23 protein-coding genes are annotated in these 18,516 nt (G+C 38.8%); 4 read left to right on the forward strand and 19 right to left on the reverse strand.

All coding sequences use genetic code 11. The features are described from left to right. Positions 1-2: 2 nt before the first annotated feature. The 4 genes from RCC89_19410 to RCC89_19425 all read right to left on the reverse strand — a co-directional run bounded on the left by RCC89_19410 (position 3) and on the right by RCC89_19425 (position 4,061). Complete coding sequence (locus RCC89_19410; protein WMJ75309.1) at positions 3-1,019, reverse strand: LysM peptidoglycan-binding domain-containing protein; 1,017 nt, start codon at positions 1,017-1,019, stop codon at positions 3-5. Further along, positions 988-2,127 carry a WG repeat-containing protein gene (locus tag RCC89_19415; protein WMJ75310.1) on the reverse strand — a complete coding sequence of 380 codons (1,140 nt, stop codon included), beginning with the start codon at positions 2,125-2,127 and terminating at the stop codon, positions 988-990. Before RCC89_19415 ends, RCC89_19410 begins: the two co-directional genes overlap by 32 nt. A 19-nt stretch (positions 2,128-2,146) precedes the next feature. Next, the gene (locus RCC89_19420) at positions 2,147-3,601 is read right to left on the reverse strand and encodes an RHS repeat-associated core domain-containing protein (protein ID WMJ75311.1); all 1,455 of its coding nucleotides are present in this window, start codon (positions 3,599-3,601) and stop codon (positions 2,147-2,149) included. A gap of 274 nt (positions 3,602-3,875) precedes the next feature. Continuing rightward, on the reverse strand, positions 3,876-4,061 hold the full coding sequence (locus RCC89_19425) for a hypothetical protein (GenBank protein WMJ75312.1): 186 nt from the start codon (positions 4,059-4,061) through the stop codon (positions 3,876-3,878). Positions 4,062-4,353: 292 nt separating this feature from the next. Between RCC89_19425 and RCC89_19430 the strand changes: the two genes are divergently transcribed. Further along, a complete protein-coding gene (locus RCC89_19430; GenBank protein WMJ75313.1) occupies positions 4,354-4,719 on the forward strand; it encodes a helix-turn-helix transcriptional regulator in 366 nt (121 codons plus the stop codon). 249 nt (positions 4,720-4,968) lie between these two features. Here the strand turns inward: RCC89_19430 and RCC89_19435 are convergent, their stop codons facing one another. From RCC89_19435 to RCC89_19475, 9 genes are all read right to left on the reverse strand, one after another. After that, a complete protein-coding gene (locus RCC89_19435) occupies positions 4,969-5,463 on the reverse strand; it encodes a hypothetical protein (GenBank protein WMJ75314.1) in 495 nt (164 codons plus the stop codon). Positions 5,464-5,470: 7 nt separating this feature from the next. Continuing rightward, the gene (locus RCC89_19440) at positions 5,471-5,803 is read right to left on the reverse strand and encodes a hypothetical protein (protein ID WMJ75315.1); all 333 of its coding nucleotides are present in this window, start codon (positions 5,801-5,803) and stop codon (positions 5,471-5,473) included. Between the two features lie 85 nt (positions 5,804-5,888). Further along, entirely contained in the window at positions 5,889-6,419 is a 531-nt protein-coding gene (locus tag RCC89_19445) for a hypothetical protein (protein WMJ75316.1), read from the reverse strand. A gap of 9 nt (positions 6,420-6,428) precedes the next feature. Next, on the reverse strand, positions 6,429-7,940 hold the full coding sequence (locus RCC89_19450) for an RHS repeat-associated core domain-containing protein (protein ID WMJ75317.1): 1,512 nt from the start codon (positions 7,938-7,940) through the stop codon (positions 6,429-6,431). A gap of 274 nt (positions 7,941-8,214) precedes the next feature. Continuing rightward, complete coding sequence (locus RCC89_19455; GenBank protein WMJ75318.1) at positions 8,215-8,400, reverse strand: hypothetical protein; 186 nt, start codon at positions 8,398-8,400, stop codon at positions 8,215-8,217. Between the two features lie 240 nt (positions 8,401-8,640). Then, entirely contained in the window at positions 8,641-9,039 is a 399-nt protein-coding gene (locus RCC89_19460) for a hypothetical protein (GenBank protein WMJ75319.1), read from the reverse strand. An 11-nt stretch (positions 9,040-9,050) separates the two neighbouring features. Continuing rightward, the gene (locus RCC89_19465) at positions 9,051-9,992 is read right to left on the reverse strand and encodes a hypothetical protein (protein ID WMJ75320.1); all 942 of its coding nucleotides are present in this window, start codon (positions 9,990-9,992) and stop codon (positions 9,051-9,053) included. A gap of 131 nt (positions 9,993-10,123) precedes the next feature. Continuing rightward, entirely contained in the window at positions 10,124-10,486 is a 363-nt protein-coding gene (locus tag RCC89_19470; GenBank protein WMJ75321.1) for a hypothetical protein, read from the reverse strand. Between the two features lie 2 nt (positions 10,487-10,488). Beyond that, positions 10,489-11,970, reverse strand: a complete 1,482-nt coding sequence (locus tag RCC89_19475) for an RHS repeat-associated core domain-containing protein (GenBank protein ID WMJ75322.1) — start codon at positions 11,968-11,970, stop codon at positions 10,489-10,491. Between the two features lie 324 nt (positions 11,971-12,294). On the opposite strand from RCC89_19475, the gene RCC89_19480 reads away from it, so the two are divergent. Continuing rightward, the gene (locus RCC89_19480; GenBank protein ID WMJ75323.1) at positions 12,295-12,588 is read left to right on the forward strand and encodes a transposase; all 294 of its coding nucleotides are present in this window, start codon (positions 12,295-12,297) and stop codon (positions 12,586-12,588) included. Between the two features lie 14 nt (positions 12,589-12,602). Beyond that, positions 12,603-13,409, forward strand: a complete 807-nt coding sequence (locus tag RCC89_19485; protein WMJ75324.1) for an IS3 family transposase — start codon at positions 12,603-12,605, stop codon at positions 13,407-13,409. 188 nt (positions 13,410-13,597) lie between these two features. Here RCC89_19485 and RCC89_19490 read toward each other — a convergent pair whose 3' ends face one another. The 4 genes from RCC89_19490 to RCC89_19505 form a co-directional block, all read right to left on the reverse strand. Next, entirely contained in the window at positions 13,598-14,170 is a 573-nt protein-coding gene (locus tag RCC89_19490) for a hypothetical protein (GenBank protein ID WMJ75325.1), read from the reverse strand. A 103-nt stretch (positions 14,171-14,273) separates the two neighbouring features. Beyond that, the gene (locus RCC89_19495) at positions 14,274-14,789 is read right to left on the reverse strand and encodes a hypothetical protein (protein WMJ75326.1); all 516 of its coding nucleotides are present in this window, start codon (positions 14,787-14,789) and stop codon (positions 14,274-14,276) included. A 6-nt stretch (positions 14,790-14,795) separates the two neighbouring features. Beyond that, a complete protein-coding gene (locus RCC89_19500) occupies positions 14,796-16,337 on the reverse strand; it encodes an RHS repeat-associated core domain-containing protein (GenBank protein ID WMJ75327.1) in 1,542 nt (513 codons plus the stop codon). A 274-nt stretch (positions 16,338-16,611) separates the two neighbouring features. Further along, entirely contained in the window at positions 16,612-16,797 is a 186-nt protein-coding gene (locus tag RCC89_19505; GenBank protein ID WMJ75328.1) for a hypothetical protein, read from the reverse strand. A 358-nt stretch (positions 16,798-17,155) separates the two neighbouring features. Here RCC89_19505 and RCC89_19510 point away from each other — a divergent pair, with 358 nt between their 5' ends. Next, complete coding sequence (locus tag RCC89_19510; protein WMJ75329.1) at positions 17,156-17,521, forward strand: helix-turn-helix transcriptional regulator; 366 nt, start codon at positions 17,156-17,158, stop codon at positions 17,519-17,521. A 34-nt stretch (positions 17,522-17,555) separates the two neighbouring features. Here RCC89_19510 and RCC89_19515 read toward each other — a convergent pair whose 3' ends face one another. Next, a complete protein-coding gene (locus RCC89_19515; GenBank protein ID WMJ75330.1) occupies positions 17,556-18,197 on the reverse strand; it encodes a hypothetical protein in 642 nt (213 codons plus the stop codon). Continuing rightward, entirely contained in the window at positions 18,194-18,502 is a 309-nt protein-coding gene (locus tag RCC89_19520; GenBank protein WMJ75331.1) for a hypothetical protein, read from the reverse strand. Before RCC89_19520 ends, RCC89_19515 begins: the two co-directional genes overlap by 4 nt. Positions 18,503-18,516 lie beyond the last annotated feature (14 nt).

Consider the following 18,516-nt stretch of genomic DNA (forward strand, 5'->3'; position numbering starts at 1 on the left):
TATTAAGGTTTAAAGTTCGGATAAGGTGATACTCGGATTGTATTTTTTGAAGTTGCATTTATTTTACCATAAGTCAGTTTCCAGTAACTTACGGGTTTATTGTTGGTTGAATGCACAACATTTGTCTCCCATTGAGCATAAAATCTTTTATTCCCTATCTGTTTTTCGAAGACGCTTCGAGTTCCCCAGTCACCCTCTAATTTTTTCCATCCACTACTAACCAGATCATCCGATACATTCGTTAAGTTCTTATTTTTGAATAACTGTCCCAGATCATCTAAACTGTTGAATGACTTCAAACTTATCCTCTTAGCAGGAAGAGGGGCAGGAACTTTCACTTTCGGAGCAACACGCCCAACTCTCGAAGCCGGTAAAACATATGGTGCAGCAAAGGCTAATTCAAATAGTGCGGCAGCATAAGCCTGTATCATCATAGGCCCAGCATAGTCAGCAAAAATTTCCTGGCTCGCTCTTAAGCCTACAGTTCCTCCTTTAGTATTAAACAGACTGATAGACCTTGCATTCTTAGCCAACCATTCTTGCCTGTGATGCTCCCAGTTACCTTCCTTCAAAGCTTCAGGAGTCGGCAAATCCACATCGACTGGCTCTTTTTCACCAATTACATATGCTTTAGATTGTATTGTTTTTGCCTTTTCTGAAGATGGTAATGAAGAACCTGGAGACTCGCCTGAAATACTTAATGTTTCTCCTATATTTATTTGATCACTTTGTTTCCTTTTCTGAGTTTGTGGGTTTAACGTTCTTAAATTATCAACAGTTGTACCATATTTCTCAGCAAGGCCAGACAAAGTGTCCCCTTCTTCTACATTATGGGTTTGAGGATCATTAGCAGGAGGATCACCATCACCAGTCCCTTCAGCTTTACCTCCTGTTGGATCATTCATCATTACAGGATTACAGTTGGCATACGTATAAGGAGAAAAATTGATTGTTCCCCCCGCCAGCGGGGCTTTGTTATTGTTTAAATTAATTTGAAGGTTTCCAAATGTAGTTACCATTTTTATCTATATACCCCATTTTTACAGTGGTGTTATCAACAGTAAAAAATTCCTCCTCAGTCCCTCCTATATATACCATAGCTACACCATTTTTAAAACCATTGAGATTAAAGTCATCATACACTGGTTCTGCAATAGTTTTTCCAGCATTATCAATCACACCGTATTTGTTTCCTATCTTTACAAAAGCCCTCTCATCTGAAAAGGGATAAGCCTCATCAAAAGTTAATGACGATAGGGTGTCGATGTTGGATTTAACATACCCCCATTTACCATTCATTTTTACCGCTGCAAAACCTTCAGAGAAGGTTCTTGCTTGGGTAAATGCAGGTTCAGTTAGAATTTCCCCTTCCTTATTTATATACCCCCATTTGCCATTTGAAGCAAGTTGATAAGAAGCTATACCTGTTTTAAATTCTCCGATAGCAGAATAATGTAATGAAATTACTAATTCTCCTTTCTTGTCAATTACCCCTTTTTTTCCATTGGAATAAACAACTGCCATACCATCTGAAAAATCGTATACTTCCTCAAAGTTGGTAGTTAAAACAACCTTCCCGCTGTAATTAATATAACTCCACTTACCTTGTTGTTTTACTCTGGCTAATCCATCACTAAAGCTATACGCTTCTTCATATATAAACCCTATAGCCTGTTTCCCTGTGCTATCAACATAACCCCACTTCTTGCCATTAGTTACAACAGCATACCCTTCTGAAAAACATGGATTGTAACCATATCTATTCTTTCGAAGAATAACCTTCCCTTGTTTGTTAATGTATATTCTCTTTTTATTCTTATACACTACCGCAATTCCTTCAACAAAACCAAATGCATCATCCCATTGAGGAGCAATAACTATTTTACCATTCACATCAATATAACCCCACTTACCTTTCATTCTTACGGGAGCCAATCCACCGATGAATGAATCTGCTAGTTCATAGGATGGAGGAATAATAAATATATTCTCTCTGTTCACATATCCAAACTTCTTATTTTTTTTAACTAACAATGGATAATGTTCAGAGAATGTGTCCCTCTGAGCCTCTACGCCTTGCTTAAACAAAAAGAAGAAAAATAAAAATAGTACAATTTTTAAGCTCATAGAAAATCCTTATAATTTGCTACTTAAACATTTGCAGTACTCCTGTAACATTTATTGTTGTATTAAAATTATCTTTATCAATAACAATATTAATCTGTGAAGGGTCTACACCTCTATCTGTAAACCATTTTGTTATTGTATGTCCTCTTCCTTGAACTAATTCGTCAGATGTATCTGCATCTCCAATCAAGCCCCAAAGGTCGGGAATATCCTGCCCCTGACTCCAGTTAGTATTGGGTCTTAAAGTCACATTATTTCTTGGATCAGCTAGAAGAGATTCAAGAATTGGAGTTAAAACTTGCTCTGCTGCTTTGGGATCTCTTATAGAAACCCTATTACCTTTAAAAGGAACATCCAGATTAAGGTTGCTTGTAGTAGGGCCCGGATCCACCGGTTCTTCTACTGGGTCTAGCGGATCTACTATTGGATCTGGACCTACTATTGGATCTGGATCTTTTACTGGTGGCGGTGGAGGTGGAATATATTCTTTAAGAATAGGTACATTCCTTGAAGCTGATTCTGGTTTAAAGTCTAATTCTTTTGCTCTTCCTCCAATAGGAACTAAATCAGGATGGTTCTTGTCAACCCCAGGAATTTTTCCCATCTCTGACATAGGGACTCTTTCCGCTCGTCTATTTGTATATCTTTTATTCCCGTCAGAATCTTTGTAATACTTATAGTTCTCTTTTCTTAATCCTGTAATTTCATACTCCGTTCCGTTCACTTTTATTCTTTTCCCTACATCCTTATCTGTCCACTCTTTTTCAGGGACTAAATCTCCTTCTTTGTGCTTTCCAAAATTCTCATCTCCCGGATCAATCTGCATATTATCGTTTCCGCTATCCACAGGTTCATCACCCGTTCCCTGCAAACCATATAAATCTTTATGAGTAATAGGTTTATTACCTGCATAATTGTACGGACTTAGGTGTGGAAATTTCCCCGCCAGCGGATCCACACTAACAAACCTGCACGTCCATGCATTATAATACCTCATGCCATAGTAGTACAGCCCGCTCTCCTCGTCTTTTTCCTTCCCACAGAACCTGTACCGCTTTTTCCCATAGCTGCCAAAAGAAGTTTCCCCAAAGGGGTAATACTCCTCACTGTTTACCAACGTACCATTTGTATCTAATTGTATACTGCTGCTGCCCAGATGGTCTTCGAGGTTGTACTTAATAGCAGGGGTGATGTCACCCATGGCATCGCCAAGGCGTATGGTGGCTATGCGGCTCTGGTCGTCCATGATGTGCAGGGTGTTCTGCTCTGTGGTACTGCCACCGTACTGCCCTATTATCCACTGGCCTATTTCCAAATCCGGTATCGCTGTACCCTGGTCATATACACCAATAGTCCACTGGCCTACCTCTAGGTTCGGGATGGCATAGGCAGCGGCACTGATGCTTTCCCTGGTATGCTCAAATATCCCGTCTATGTAGGTAGTGCTTTTATAAGAACCGTCCTGCTTTTGCACCAGCTTCTTTATGCGGTTGCCGCCACTGTCATACAGATAAAAGGCATTGAGACTTGGTTCTCCCTCACCTGCCTGTATGCGGAAGGACTTCAGCCGGTCTGCGTAGTCCCATGCAAAATGCCGGGACTCTCCTTCTCTTATGATATTGCCGTTTACATCATGTCACAACCTGAAATATGTAATAGAACTTTCTATTGCGTGACAAAATAACTTCAAATCAGACGCTTCGCTCGCATTTGCGTATCAAACCATAGCGCTGCTATGCTTTTTCTACTCAAATACGCTGATTTATTGTTATTTTGCCCCTCATAACGAAATCTATTACAAAATTCAGGTTAAAGCCATAGGCCGTCTGCCCTATTGTAATGTCTTCTAATATATTCTTTTCAGGGGAATATTGAAAGCTTCTGGTGAAGTTTCCGCCGGTAGCTATGTGCTGCAGGCCCTGAATGTTGCCCATCTTGTCATAGCTGTAGTGCTGGGTGTAGCCCTATGTTGGAAGCTTGTTGGTGAAAACACCAACAAGTAGGAGTGAACTTATCTGAAAAAGCTCTTCCAATTGTCGGTAGTCGTAGCGGGGATCTCTCATGCTTCTTTACTGTTTTTAGCCATAAAATTTTGTGTGCCGATTTGATACTGAGCAAAAGTATAAAATATGTTCCAAAACGACAACATATAATTTATCAATTCGGAACAATATTGGAAATAAGTAGCGTTTTTGACTAAATTTGTGTATTCACAATCAAGAAAACATGAGCATAGGGGAAAATATAAAGCGCATCAGGGAGGAAAAAGGCCTTACACAGCTGCAAATTGCCGAACTTATAAATATGCACCGTTCTAACTACTCTAAAGTAGAAAGCGGACAAAGGGACATTTCTGTAGATGCATTAAATAAAGTAGCAAAGTATTTCGGTATGACCATTGACCAGATCGTTAACTTTGACGGGGCGGTGCCAAAGGAAATTACCGTGGAAGATAAAACCCTGATGGAGCAGGTAAAGCTTATCCAGGAACTGGAACCCGAAGAAAAAAACATGGTCTTTAAAATGATCGATACGTTCCTGACAAAGAAAAAATTCAAAGACTTCTTTCAAAAAAATATTGCGGCGTTATAAAACAAAAAAGGCACACGTGAAACACGTGCGCCAGCTGAGGACATTGAAGATGTAAACCTTCCTTTACTGGAAAAAATAAAAATGATTGATACGCTGGGAAAAGATGAACAAAAAGCACTCTTTAAAATGATTGACCTGGCTATTGCTAATAAAAGAATGAAAGACAGCCTTTCTAATCTGATCGCAGGATAAAAAATAAGACAGGTTTGAAGCCTGTCTTTATTTGAAGCCTGTCTTTATTTAGTTTTTTCAAAAATTAAATCTTTCTTTCAACCTAAGTTTATCTCTATTAAAGTAAAGGTTAATCACATCAATAACGTCTTCTTTCGAATATACTTCGAGCAGAAAAGTTTCTTCAGAGTTAATTTCAGGAACATAAAAAAGCCAATAGCCATTTTCTGCAACAATGGAAATTCCTAATTCAGTTTGAGATAGACTGTCTACTACATTCAATGTCGGAGAGGTCTTTTTAAATTTTTTAGCCAATTCTAGTTGTTCTTTCCAAGGAAAGTTTTCAACCTCTTCTAAAAAATGATTTAAACTTGTAGCTCCTTTTTTTTCTACCTCTTCATTTTCAAAATGGGCATATTGAACTTCATAAAAAAAACCTACAGAGTCAGAAAGTCTTTCTTCATATTGATTACTTTTTACATCATTTTTTTTACCTTCTGAAGATTTTTCTCCTTCAGAACCACATCCTTGAACAAAGCTGATTATCAAAAAAAATAAACTAATATATTTCATGGTATAACTATCTTTTCGGCTCAATAAGTTGAACACGTCTTAATCTATCTATATAGGTAGCAGGCTTTGGTTGCAACTTAGCCAACTCATACTGAACCATAAAAATAGATAAAGAAACCGCTCCGCCTAGTATTGGATTATAGGTTCCTGCTGCAATTACCAATCCTTGTAAAACACCTTCTCCGACAGCAGCATTGTAAGCATCATTATCTCCTGATTGTATTGCAGCATCTATTTTAATCATAATTTCCATACTGGTATAGACATCATAAGCATTACCCCCAAATTTTACGATAGTGTTTATTTTAACAAGACCATCCACATCCGGGTTATAATGCAAAAAAGACAGAATCTCACCTGTCTTCTTTATATTCCGGATTATAAATCCTTTTTTTATCTATGCTTCGCGATGCCCTAACGGAACATCACGAAGAGCGGATTATTTCAATAAAATTTTTAACTTGCATTTCATTTAAATCTAATATCTTCAAGTTAACAATTTCAGACTTATTGTTAAAACCGATAAAAAAGTTGTTCGATAAACGGATAACTTTCGTGACTACTTCACCAGAAAAATCTAAAGAAAAGTTATTTTCAAATAAATTATATAATATAATTCCTTCAACCCTAATATAGTTTTCATTTGATTTCTTCCATATAGCCGTATCAACAATAGGTGTTTGACAACCTTCTTTCAATTGATTCTTTATAACAAATCCATCAGCTTTATAATCAATTTTACTTAAAGTTGTACAGGTAATATCTTCAATTCTACCTGTGATTTCATTAATGCCAATTTCAATTAATGAACCTGCTTTTGAAGCAATACTCCAATACAAAATCTTTCCCAATTGAGATTCAAAATCTTTCCCAACCAACTTAAAAGGAATATACTCATCCTCCATATTTTGAATATAAGCACTCTCAAAATTTAAAACTTCCTTAATCTTCAACATAGTCATACTCTATCTAATTGGTCTTGCATGGTATAATACTGGCAAATCACCGGCTTGTCTTGGAGCACTAAATTTAAGTTCCCAATTTCCTATCCTATGCATCTCTCCTAATTTTATTCCTCCTTGAGTCTCTAATTGGTTTACCGCACTTCTTAAACTGTTTAAACTTATTTGAGATCTTACAGAAGATGACAAACCAGATATTCCAGATCTATGAACATCTTGCGCAATATGCTTAGTAGCATTAGGATGAACCCATAATGAAGAACCTTTTGCAGTAGTAAGCTCAAATGATTTAGGGATAACTGTACCTTTATAGACAGGCTGAGTGGATTTAATATAATTCCAGACATTTAATTTTGAAAAATATTCTTTCAATGCAAGTTCTGCAGAAGCTGCTACTTTAGGTGCTGCAGCTTTTCCTTTAATCGGACCAATTAGCATGCCCAGAACGGATCCATAATCAATAAAGTATGAAAGATTTCTCTGCTTTTGAATTTGCTCAACAGCCTGTTGATTCTGTATTGGATCTGAACTTAAAAGACCAGCAAGAGTAGATTCATGGGCAACTTTAGTTCCTTCCTCCGAAGAAGAATAAGCGGGAACATTATGTCCAAAAAAGTATTGAACTTCTGACTCTGCAGTTTCAAAAGTTTCATCTATATATTGATTTTCACCAATAAGGTGCTGACCTGGTTCTAAATATCGAAGAAGAGCAAATTGATATAGTTCAATCTCAGTTAAATTAGTTGAAGCCGGCTCTTTGCTTGTAGGTGCTACTTTTATTTTCTCTCCTTCTCCGTAATTCCCCCGCATCATACGGACAGTTTTTGGGATTGCCTCACCATGTTCATTCACATCATGATCTTGCTGACCATTTGTAGGAGTACCTGTATTATCATTATCAGAGGTTTCCTGTCCATCTAAATCATAAAAGGTTATGGGGTTATTCCCACTATACTGATAAGGTGTGTAAAAAGGAAATTTTGCAGCTAAAGGATCTATATTAATAAACCTACACGTCCATGCACTGTAGTACCTCATGCCGTAGTAGTACAGCCCAGATTCCTCGTCTTTTTCCTTCCCACAGAACCTGTACCGCTTTTTCCCATAGCTCCCGAAAGAAGTCTCCCCGAAAGGATAATACTCCTCACTGTTTACCAACGTACCATTTGTATCTAATTGTATACTGCTGCTGCCCAGATGGTCTTCGAGGTTGTACTTAATAGCAGGGGTGATGTCACCCATGGCATCGCCAAGGCGTATGGTGGCTATGCGGCTCTGGTCGTCCATGATGTGCAGGGTGTTCTGCTCTGTGGTACTGCCACCGTACTGCCCTATTATCCACTGGCCTATTTCCAAATCCGGTATCGCTGTACCCTGGTCATATACACCAATAGTCCACTGGCCTATCTCCAGGTTCGGGATGGCATAGGCAGCGGCACTGATGCTTTCCCTGGTATGCTCAAATATCCCGTCTATGTAGGTAGTGCTTTTATAAGAACCGTCCTGCTTTTGCACCAGCTTTTTTATGCGGTTGCCGCCACTGTCATACAGATAAAAGGCATTGAGACTTGGTTCTCCCTCACCTGCCTGTATGCGGAAGGACTTCAGCCGGTCTGCGTAGTCCCATGCAAAATGCCGGGACTCTCCTTCTCTTATGATATTGCCGTTTACATCATGTCACAACCTGAAATATGTAATAGAACTTTCTATTGCGTGACAAAATAACTTCAAATCAGACGCTTCGCTCGCATTTGCGTATCAAACCATAGCGCTGCTATGCTTTTTCTACTCAAATACGCTGATTTATTGTTATTTTGCCCCTCATAACGAAATCTATTACAAAATTCAGGTTAAAGCCATAGGCCGTCTGCCCTATGGTAATGTCTTCTAATATATTCTTTTCAGGGGAATATTGAAAGCTTCTGGTGAAGTTTCCGCCGGTAGCTATGTGCTGCAGGCCCTGAATGTTGCCCATCTTGTCATAGCTGTAGTGCTGGGTGTAGCCCTATGTTGGAAGCTTGTTGGTGAAAACACCAACAAGTAGGAGGTGTAGAGAAAAAACATGCTTCCTGGACTACAATACCGGCCAGAGGCCTCCACCAGGTTATTTCTGCAATTAGAAACTGTACCGATTATGCTACCTTTATCATACTTCTGATCCTCACTCGGCAAAGCCGAAGCGAGTGTACCCGAGCTACTGCGGGTTCCATAACCATTACCCGACAAATAAGGACCTTCCTTGCAGTTGAAGTTTAATCTCAAGTAACGATATGAATAATATTAAAGAACCTATATAAAATAAAACTACATGAAAAATTAAACGACTTCTTGGAATATCCATAGCGTCAAAATGTTCCTCTACTGACCTCCAATTATTCTCATATGAAAGGTTGTGAATCATAATTATCAATATAGACAATCCGACAATTAGAATACACCATAGTAAAACCACGCTATTTCCTGAAATAATTGAAAATAATAAGAAACCATTAATTAACCACAACCCTATAAATAAGGCAAAAACAGTACCTAAACGTGTTCCATCACCGATTAATGGGTTTGTTTTATAAGTAGCGTATAATATATATTTGTTAAATTGAAACCATTTCTTCATAGCAAATCTATTTATTGAGCAAAGAATTTTTTATCAATAAAATTTTCCAAGAGTTTTTTCATACTCTGAAACAAGTCAGTCTGTTTAAACACTTCTAATGCTACATTTACTAATCCACTGAGAAAACCTGTAATCGCACTTGCTATAATCCCTACTGCCTCAACAATAGCATTAACAATACTACGAGGCGAAAAATCTGTAACCAAATCCATAACCGTTTCGATAATGGTTTTTGCATCAAATGCCTTATTTATATTACGCAATGGCTTTAGATACTTTTCAATTGAATCTAATTCTTTTAACAATTGCTTTGGATTAAATTTTTTCCCCTTAGGTGCGTTTTCGGTTTTATTTTTTATTTCATTTTGGGTCTTTTTTTTATGATACTCACCTGCATCTTCAAGCAATTCTGTTACACCGCTTGCGGGGTCAGTATAATCTTTAACTTTATCCGAAACTTTTTCAGTCTTTTCAGCTTGTGTCGGAGACACTTCTTCAGAAGAACCTGACTGAATGCTAGGATTAGCAGGCTTGGTAGGTGCAACTTCAGGAATTTCAATCTCATCAATAACAACATCCTCTACTATCGGATTATCAACCACATCCTCTGCAATGTCTGAAGGATCATTCCCTGTATCCATATTTTCACTTTCTTGTGCAGAAGTGTCCCAATGACTTTGAATAGCTTCACGCTCTGCTTTATTAGCAATTTTATTAACAGGGACTTTACTGTGCCCCTTACCAGTTTCAACATCCTCAACCTTCTGAGCATAAATGGCGCCGTCCTTGCCTTTCCAGGTTTCGTAACTGACGTTATTTACCTTAACAATATCTCTTCCCTCACGATCACTTGCTCCCGTCCCATCAGATGCCTTTTCCCCACCACCGCCGTCTCCACCATCTCCGCCACCACCAGCGTTTTCAGCTTTACCTCCGGTAGGGTCATTTTTCATTATCGGATGAACTGGAACCCGAAGAAAAAAATATGGTCTTCAAAATGATCGATACGTTCCTGACAAAGAAAAAATTTAAAGACTTCTTTCAAAAAAATATTGCTGCGTTGTAAGGCAGCTTAACAACTTATCTATACTTTTACATGTAGATACAATATTAACAAAAAGGCTATTATAGGAAAAAAAGCTATTGCATAACCAATCAAATGAATTTTTAATCTTGAAATTTTTAATTTATCATATTCTTTAATAATCCTATCCATTCTTTCAATGCCTCGGTAAAAATAAATGCAAAAGGCAAAAAAGATAATAGCAAAACCTACAATAACATAGAAGTTAAACATGCTTAAAAATAAATAATCTATAAATATTGATAATGCAAAGTTTATCAAGATAAAATAAAGCCAACCAGACAAAATCACCATAGCTATACCGTCATGCCCCCAACAGACGATATAAAAAACATAATATAAAAAATTTAAAAGATTTTTCATGTTTAAAATTCAAGCACTTCTTTTCTAATTTCTTTATATGTATCACTTTCTTGGAAAGATGAAAAAAACAAAGAAATTGCCCAACCTCCGAACTTAAAAACATTACTTAAAACAACACCAATTGTATCATAAATGGCATCAAAAATATTTTCACCTGTTGGGTTTTTTAGTGCTTTTAAAATAGACAAAGCTGTGCTGGTAATATCAGCGAACAAACTACCCAACCGCAACCCCTTTAGCAACTTATTTATCTTCTTTAGTGCATTCTCTATTACCTTAATTGCCTTTTGTAGTTTAGGGGATACTTTTGCTTTTTGTTTCTGTTTATCTAAAGTATTCTTCTTTTTGCCAAGATCCTTCTCAACATCATTTCTCGCCTTCTTAGCTGCATCCTTACTTAATTCTAATCCTTCTCCCACTCTGTCAAGAGCATACTTTGTATTATCAATTTTATCCTCTCTTTTCTCTGTTTCTACTTTCTGATTTTCACCAACTTGTTTACCCTGTTCATTATTTTTTCCAATTTTTGAACCTACTTTAACATCTACCTCTTCTACAGCACTTTCCTCCACTGTCAGATCTTCACTTATATCTTCCTCAACTTCTTCAACTACCTCAATGCCATCATAATAATTTTGTATATTATCCTTTTGTTTCTCTACTTTTTCTACCTTGCTCTCATTAAGTGATTCCCAAAACCCTTTATGCCCTCCTTCTGGATGAAACACTTCTATCCCATTATCACCTCTCCTGGTTTCCACTCCATTAATTATTGTGGTTGTTTCGTTTCCTCTTTGTTTTTGCTGAACATCAACTTCATTTTTAGAAGATTCATTATCAGAACCACCATCCTGCCCATTATTATTCCCATCAGGCTCCAAACCATCAAGGTCGGTAAAAATTATGGGCTGGTTACCTGCATACTGGTACGGCGTATAGTAGGGATACTTCCCCGCCAGCGGATCCACACTAACAAACCTGCACGTCCATGCATTATAATACCTCATGCCATAGTAGTACAGCCCGCTCTCCTCGTCTTTTTCCTTCCCACAGAACCTGTACCGCTTTTTCCCATAGCTGCCAAAAGAAGTTTCCCCAAAGGGGTAATACTCCTCACTGTTTACCAACGTACCATTTGTATCTAATTGTATACTGCTGCTGCCCAGATGGTCTTCGAGGTTGTACTTAATAGCAGGGGTGATGTCACCCATGGCATCGCCAAGGCGTATGGTGGCTATGCGGCTCTGGTCGTCCATGATGTGCAGGGTGTTCTGCTCTGTGGTACTGCCACCGTACTGCCCTATTATCCACTGGCCTATTTCCAAATCCGGTATCGCTGTACCCTGGTCATATACACCAATAGTCCACTGGCCTACCTCCAGGTTCGGGATGGCATAGGCAGCGGCACTGATGCTTTCCCTGGTATGCTCAAATATCCCGTCTATGTAGGTAGTGCTTTTATAAGAACCGTCCTGCTTTTGCACCAGCTTCTTTATGCGGTTGCCGCCACTGTCATACAGATAAAAGGCATTGAGACTTGGTTCTCCCTCACCTGCCTGTATGCGGAAGGACTTCAGCCGGTCTGCGTAGTCCCATGCAAAATGCCGGGACTCTCCTTCTCTTATGATATTGCCGTTTACATCATGTATAAAGCCATAGGCCGTCTGCCCTATGGTAATGTCTTCTAATATATTCTTTTCAGGGGAATATTGAAAGCTTCTGGTGAAGTTTCCGCCGGTAGCTATATAATACTCCCCAATTTTCAGACCACTACTTTAATTGATTTATAATCGTTAAATTAGTGAAATATGAAAGGAAAAAGAAGAAAGTTTACTGCCGCATTCAAAGCACAAGTTGCTGTTGAAGCTTTAAAAGAAAGAGATAGCTTGGCAGATTTGGCAAGTCGTTTTGAGGTTCACCCTAATATGATCAGTAAGTGGAAGCAAGAGTTTCTTGAAAGGTCCTCAGCAGTCTTTGAGAAAGACAGTTCAGAGCAAAATCAGGAGCCTTCTATTGATCCTGAAAAGCTTTATGCAAAAATTGGCAAGCTTGAACTGGAGAATGACTTTTTAAAAAAAAGCTTAGGAAAGTTGGGGAAGTAAAATCTCTTTGTTCTATGGTAGATACTGATCACAAGCTAAGTATTCGCTCCCAATGTGAGATTTTAAATATAAACCGTAGCAGGTTTTACTACTCTCCTGTTGGAGAAACTGAAGAAAACCTTAAAATAATGAGGGTTTTAGATGAACGGTACCTTCATAAGCCTACACATGGTGTTTTGCAAATGCAGGACCACCTGAGAGATCTTGGTTTTACAGTAAACCATAAGCGAGTTCGCCGCCTATTGAGGCTTATGGGACTTATGGCCATTTACCCTAAAAAAAACCTCAGCAAGTTAGGCAAAGCTAAGTATATTTATCCCTATTTACTAAGAAACCTGGATGTTGAACGTACAAATCAGGTTTGGGAAATTGATATAACATATATCCCGATGAAAAAAGGTTTTATGTACTTGACAGCCATTATCGATGTCCATAGCAGATATGTTGTTGGCTGGGGAATATCAAACACACTCAGCGCTCAGTCGAGCCTATCGGTGCTGAAAGAGGCAGTAAGCAGGTATGGGAAGCCAGAGATAATAAACTCTGACCAAGGCAGCCAGTTTACCTGTGGAGAATGGGTAAACCTGTTACAAGAAATGAGAATTAAAATCAGCATGGACGGCAAGGGAAGAGCCATTGACAATATTTATATAGAAAGGCTCTGGCGAACTGTAAAGCAAGACTATGTATACCTACATCCTGCTAAAGACGGTTTGGAACTTTACCAAGGGCTTGCTATATTCTTTGAGTTTTACAATTATGAAAAACACCATCAGGGAATAGAGCGACAGGTGCCATCAGATGTTTATTTAGCAGCATGAGATACTGTTTTTCCTTACAATAGCAAAGGTAGCATGGTTATTTAACCTGTCAAGGCCAAGTGAATTCCTCCCTCCGGTCGGAAGCCTTGACAGATTAAACCTCCATTGCTAATATGCAATTGAAAGGAAAAAAAGAAAAAAAATATTAACTTAGAAATGAAGTGTAGTGGTCCTATGGATGGGTAGTATTATACTATGTGCTGCAGGCCCTGAATGTTGCCCATCTTGTCATAGCTGTAATGTTGGGTATATCCGCGTGTCAGTGTGGGGTCATGGCTCCTGTACGTATCGTCCCAGGGCTCAGCAGCGGTGGTGGCTGTTTCCCTTCCGGTGGCGGAGAGTAGCCGGTACAGGGCATCGTATGTATAGTCTTTTTCCAGTATGTCCGTGCCGCCTACGCCGCTGCCGGGGGCACGGTTGATGATGGAGGTGATATTTCCCGAAAGGTCGTATTCATAAAAATTGTCCTGCCGCACGGTTCCGCTGGCGTAGTTATAGGCAAGGCCGTTTTTCTCATACCTTTCCGTACGCAGCCTTTTGAGGCGGAAGTTGTCCTCGTCATAGGCGTAGCGTGTCATCATGCCGTTGCCAAAAGCTATCAGGGTTCGCTGTCCGCGGGCATTGTAGGCAATGCGCTCCACGTAGACCTGCTCTTCTGAAGCTTCTGTATTCTTCAGCCCCACTTGCTCCAATGCGCCCGAGCGGTTATATCTAGGAAGGAGTATTTTCCGTTCCTGCTCCACATCTTCGGGAAATTGCATTTCGGTTCATAGCTGTAGTGTCGGGTGTAGCCCTATGCTGGAAGCTTGTTGGTGAAAACACCAACAAGTGGAAAAACACCAACAAGAGGGAGGTGGAGATTTTTCAACAATTAATATCCTTAACAAACCAAATTCCAAAAATGCCTTTAGCCAGAGTAACTAACATTACATCGCCTATATTTAAATCACATTCTTGAACTTCCTTATGATCTTTCCAAACTAGTTCTTTCCCGGAGACATTAATAACGACATTATTTAGTCTGCTTCCTTTATCTTTGTCAACTTCCACCACATCAGCTTTTACATTACGTTGTTCATATGCATATGATGTATTAGTGCCAAGTATAGCTGTTACCAAGATAACTATTATGTAAGCAAACCGCATAAAAAAAATAAACAGTCTATCATACTTTTGAAAAAAATAGGAAACCCCCATGGATACAAAAGTCAAATATAGCAACCCTCTGAAAACTTTAAACCAAAATTCATCTACTAAATTGATTGTCATTAGCTCTATCATATAGAGCCTTATAAAAATTATAGAGATTATAAAAATTATTAATTCAATATATACTCTAAACTCGTTATAAGCTTTAAGCTTTGCAAAAATCTTATTCATATATTATTACCAACTATTCCACCAGTTAACTACATCATCAAAGGTATCTTGAATAAAATCCATATTATCAACTATTAGAAAATCAATTATGTCTAATAACATACTTAACCCTTTGGTTGCCGGATGAAGACTACCTGCAAACACAGTCAATTTAAATACAAACCGAGCATCAGACATTTCTCCTTTTCTCCATAAATTATAATCACTCATTATTTGAGCAATTCCTATGACTGGGCCTAACGCTTTAAAAACTTTTGCCAATTTATCCCCTGCCACTGCTTTCCTATATGCTTGGGACTGTCTTTTAGGCTTTCTTGATGCCATATCATTGGCGTCGCCCATTGTCCCATCTTTTTTCGGATATTTACCTTCCTTGATTGGCTTTGAATATTTCTTATTAAGTTGATCCCCTTTTCTATCTAAATAAATTCCCAGCCCTAGCAAAGGTGCATCTGCATCTTTTACCTTTAAATCTTCAGAAACAAATTCTGCAGTTTTATTGACACCTTCAACCACAGTTTCTTTTACATCACCTCCCAAGCTTGTAGAATTACCTAATTTAGCCCCTAAAGCCTCCTCCTCGGAATCTACCAATACATCTAATATTGACTTAGAACTATTTTCTTCAATCAACTCAGCGCAATCAATCTCCACTTCAGTATTTTCAGCTTTGGAGAATTCTGAATCCCAATGACTTTGAATAGCTTCACGCTCTGCTTTATTAGCAACTTTATTAACAGGGACTTTACTGTGCCCCTTACCTGTTTCAACATCCTCAACCTTCTGAGCATAAATAGTGCCGTCCTTACCCTTCCAGGTTTCGTAACTCACTCCATTAACTTTCACTATTTCTCGGCCTTCCCGACTAGCCCCTGTCTCATCAGATGCTTTTTCTCCGCCTCCGCCACCATCACCACCGCCACCACCGGCATTTTCAGCTTTCCCTCCGGTAGGGTCGTTCTTCATTATCGGATTGCAGTCGGCATAAGCATATGGTGAGAAGTTTTTCGTTTTCCCCGCCAGCGGATCCACACTAACAAACCTGCACGTCCATGCATTATAATACCTCATGCCATAGTAGTACAGCCCGCTCTCCTCGTCTTTTTCCTTCCCACAGAACCTGTACCGCTTTTTCCCATAGCTGCCAAAAGAAGTTTCCCCAAAGGGGTAATACTCCTCACTGTTTACCAACGTACCATTTGTATCTAATTGTATACTGCTGCTGCCCAGATGGTCTTCGAGGTTGTACTTAATAGCAGGGGTGATGTCACCCATGGCATCGCCAAGGCGTATGGTGGCTATGCGGCTCTGGTCGTCCATGATGTGCAGGGTGTTCTGCTCTGTGGTACTGCCACCGTACTGCCCTATTATCCACTGGCCTATTTCCAAATCCGGTATCGCTGTACCCTGGTCATATACACCAATAGTCCACTGGCCTATCTCCAGGTTCGGGATGGCATAGGCAGCGGCACTGATGCTTTCCCTGGTATGCTCAAATATCCCGTCTATGTAGGTAGTGCTTTTATAAGAACCGTCCTGCTTTTGCACCAGCTTTTTTATGCGGTTGCCGCCACTGTCATACAGATAAAAGGCATTGAGACTTGGTTCTCCCTCACCTGCCTGTATGCGGAAGGACTTCAGCCGGTCTGCGTAGTCCCATGCAAAATGCCGGGACTCTCCTTCTCTTATGATATTGCCGTTTACATCATGTCACAACCTGAAATATGTAATAGAACTTTCTATTGCGTGACAAAATAACTTCAAATCAGACGCTTCGCTCGCATTTGCGTATCAAACCATAGCGCTGCTATGCTTTTTCTACTCAAATACGCTGATTTATTGTTATTTTGCCCCTCATAACGAAATCTATTACAAAATTCAGGTTAAAGCCATAGGCCGTCTGCCCTATGGTAATGTCTTCTAATATATTCTTTTCAGGGGAATATTGAAAGCTTCTGGTGAAGTTTCCGCCGGTAGCTATGTGCTGCAGGCCCTGAATGTTGCCCATCTTGTCATAGCTGTAGTGCTGGGTGTAGCCCTATGTTGGAAGCTTGTTGGTGAAAACACCAACAAGTAGGAGTTTTAGTTTCTTTATTTTCCTCTGCTCCGTCCAGGTCATTGTAATTTATTGGTTTATTACCTGCATACTGGTACGGCGTATAGTAGGGATACTTCCCCGCCAGCGGAGTTGGAGCTTTACCTGTTTGACCTTATCCTTATTCATAGAAATTATTTTTTGCCGTTTTGTACATCACAAAGATAAATTAAAATGTACTAATTGGCAACTATAAGTATGACTATGTGGATATTTTTTGCTAAAAATATACTATATGGCTATATTTGCCTTGTCTTAAAAATATGCATCTATGAGTTTAGCCAACAATATCAAGCGATTAAGAGAAGAAAGAGGCGTTTTACAAAAACAGTTAGCTACAGAAATAGGCTTGGGGATCTCTCATTACAATAAAATTGAGAATGGACAAAGAGAAGCTTCTGTAGAGATTCTGGATAAGCTTGCCAAGTTTTACGGTATTACCATTGATCAGATTGTTCACATGGGTAAATCCGTACCTAAAGAAGTAACAGTAGAAGACAAAACAGCTTCCGAACAATTAAGACTGCTTTCCGAACTCGATGAAAAAGAAAAATCAATCATCTATAGTATGATTGATTGTATGCTGACAAAAAAGAAGTTTAAGGATTTCTTTAACAATAATGTAGCTGCCCTATAAACGAAAGCCCGGATCACCGGGCTTTCGTTTTATTTTAATATCTTGGATGAGCAATTTTAAAACTATCCTGACCAAAAACGTCCTTCGCTATTTTTGATATTATTTGTTGTTCTTCAATTGCTATAACCTCTGGATAGACTTGATCATCATAAGATGGACGATTGTCGGAAATAAAAACACTATATTCTTTTGTACTAATATCTGGTAGCCTTTTTATCTTATCAACTAATGCTTGCTTTTCCTTGTCCCATTTATTTAATCTTTTAATATACTCAATGGGATATTTTTTAAAATTATCTCGATCAATTTTCCTGATATTTAAAGAGTCAATTATTCTTTCATAATCTCTTATTAATATTTTACTAAGAGAATCATTTAATTGATGTGTTTCGAGCATTCTCTTGTCTGACCATTTTGACTGAATTTCAATAAACACCTGCAATATATTTTCAGGTTCATTCATTGATCTGATTGGACTGACAGCTGGAACAAACCATACAGAATCTTTACTCTTCAAGATAATTGCAGAATCAAGTTTACTTACTTCCCAAGATGAAGGAACAAGAGATTTAATTTTTATATACACCTCTTCACTTCTTGATTCCTTGTGCATTTGCTTCCTACCAATACAACCAAAAAGAATTAGAAAACCAAGAATATATATATTACCAATCATCGTTTAAATGTTGAAAATTCTACTTGTTTTAAGAAATATGGTTTTGTACTATGCGGAGCAGCTGTCTCCAACAATTGTTGAAATGAAACTATTCCGAAAGGGTGAGCTGAATATTGATCCGGTCCAACCTTAACAACATTTTCGTTTCTCCAAGCTTCGTCATCTATTTCACCAGCTGTGGATATAGCTACCCGGCTTCCTATAGGTGCTACCTCAAGTAATCTTTCAGGGGATGCAGTCACAGGGACAGCCATTCCTGTATAAGGAGGTAAGTTTTTATAAAACACCCCTTGACTTGAGGTCATTGGCCACTATCGGC

It is taken from the genome of Cytophagaceae bacterium ABcell3 (genome assembly GCA_030913385.1).
Classification (GTDB): Bacteria; Bacteroidota; Bacteroidia; order Cytophagales; family Cytophagaceae; genus ABcell3.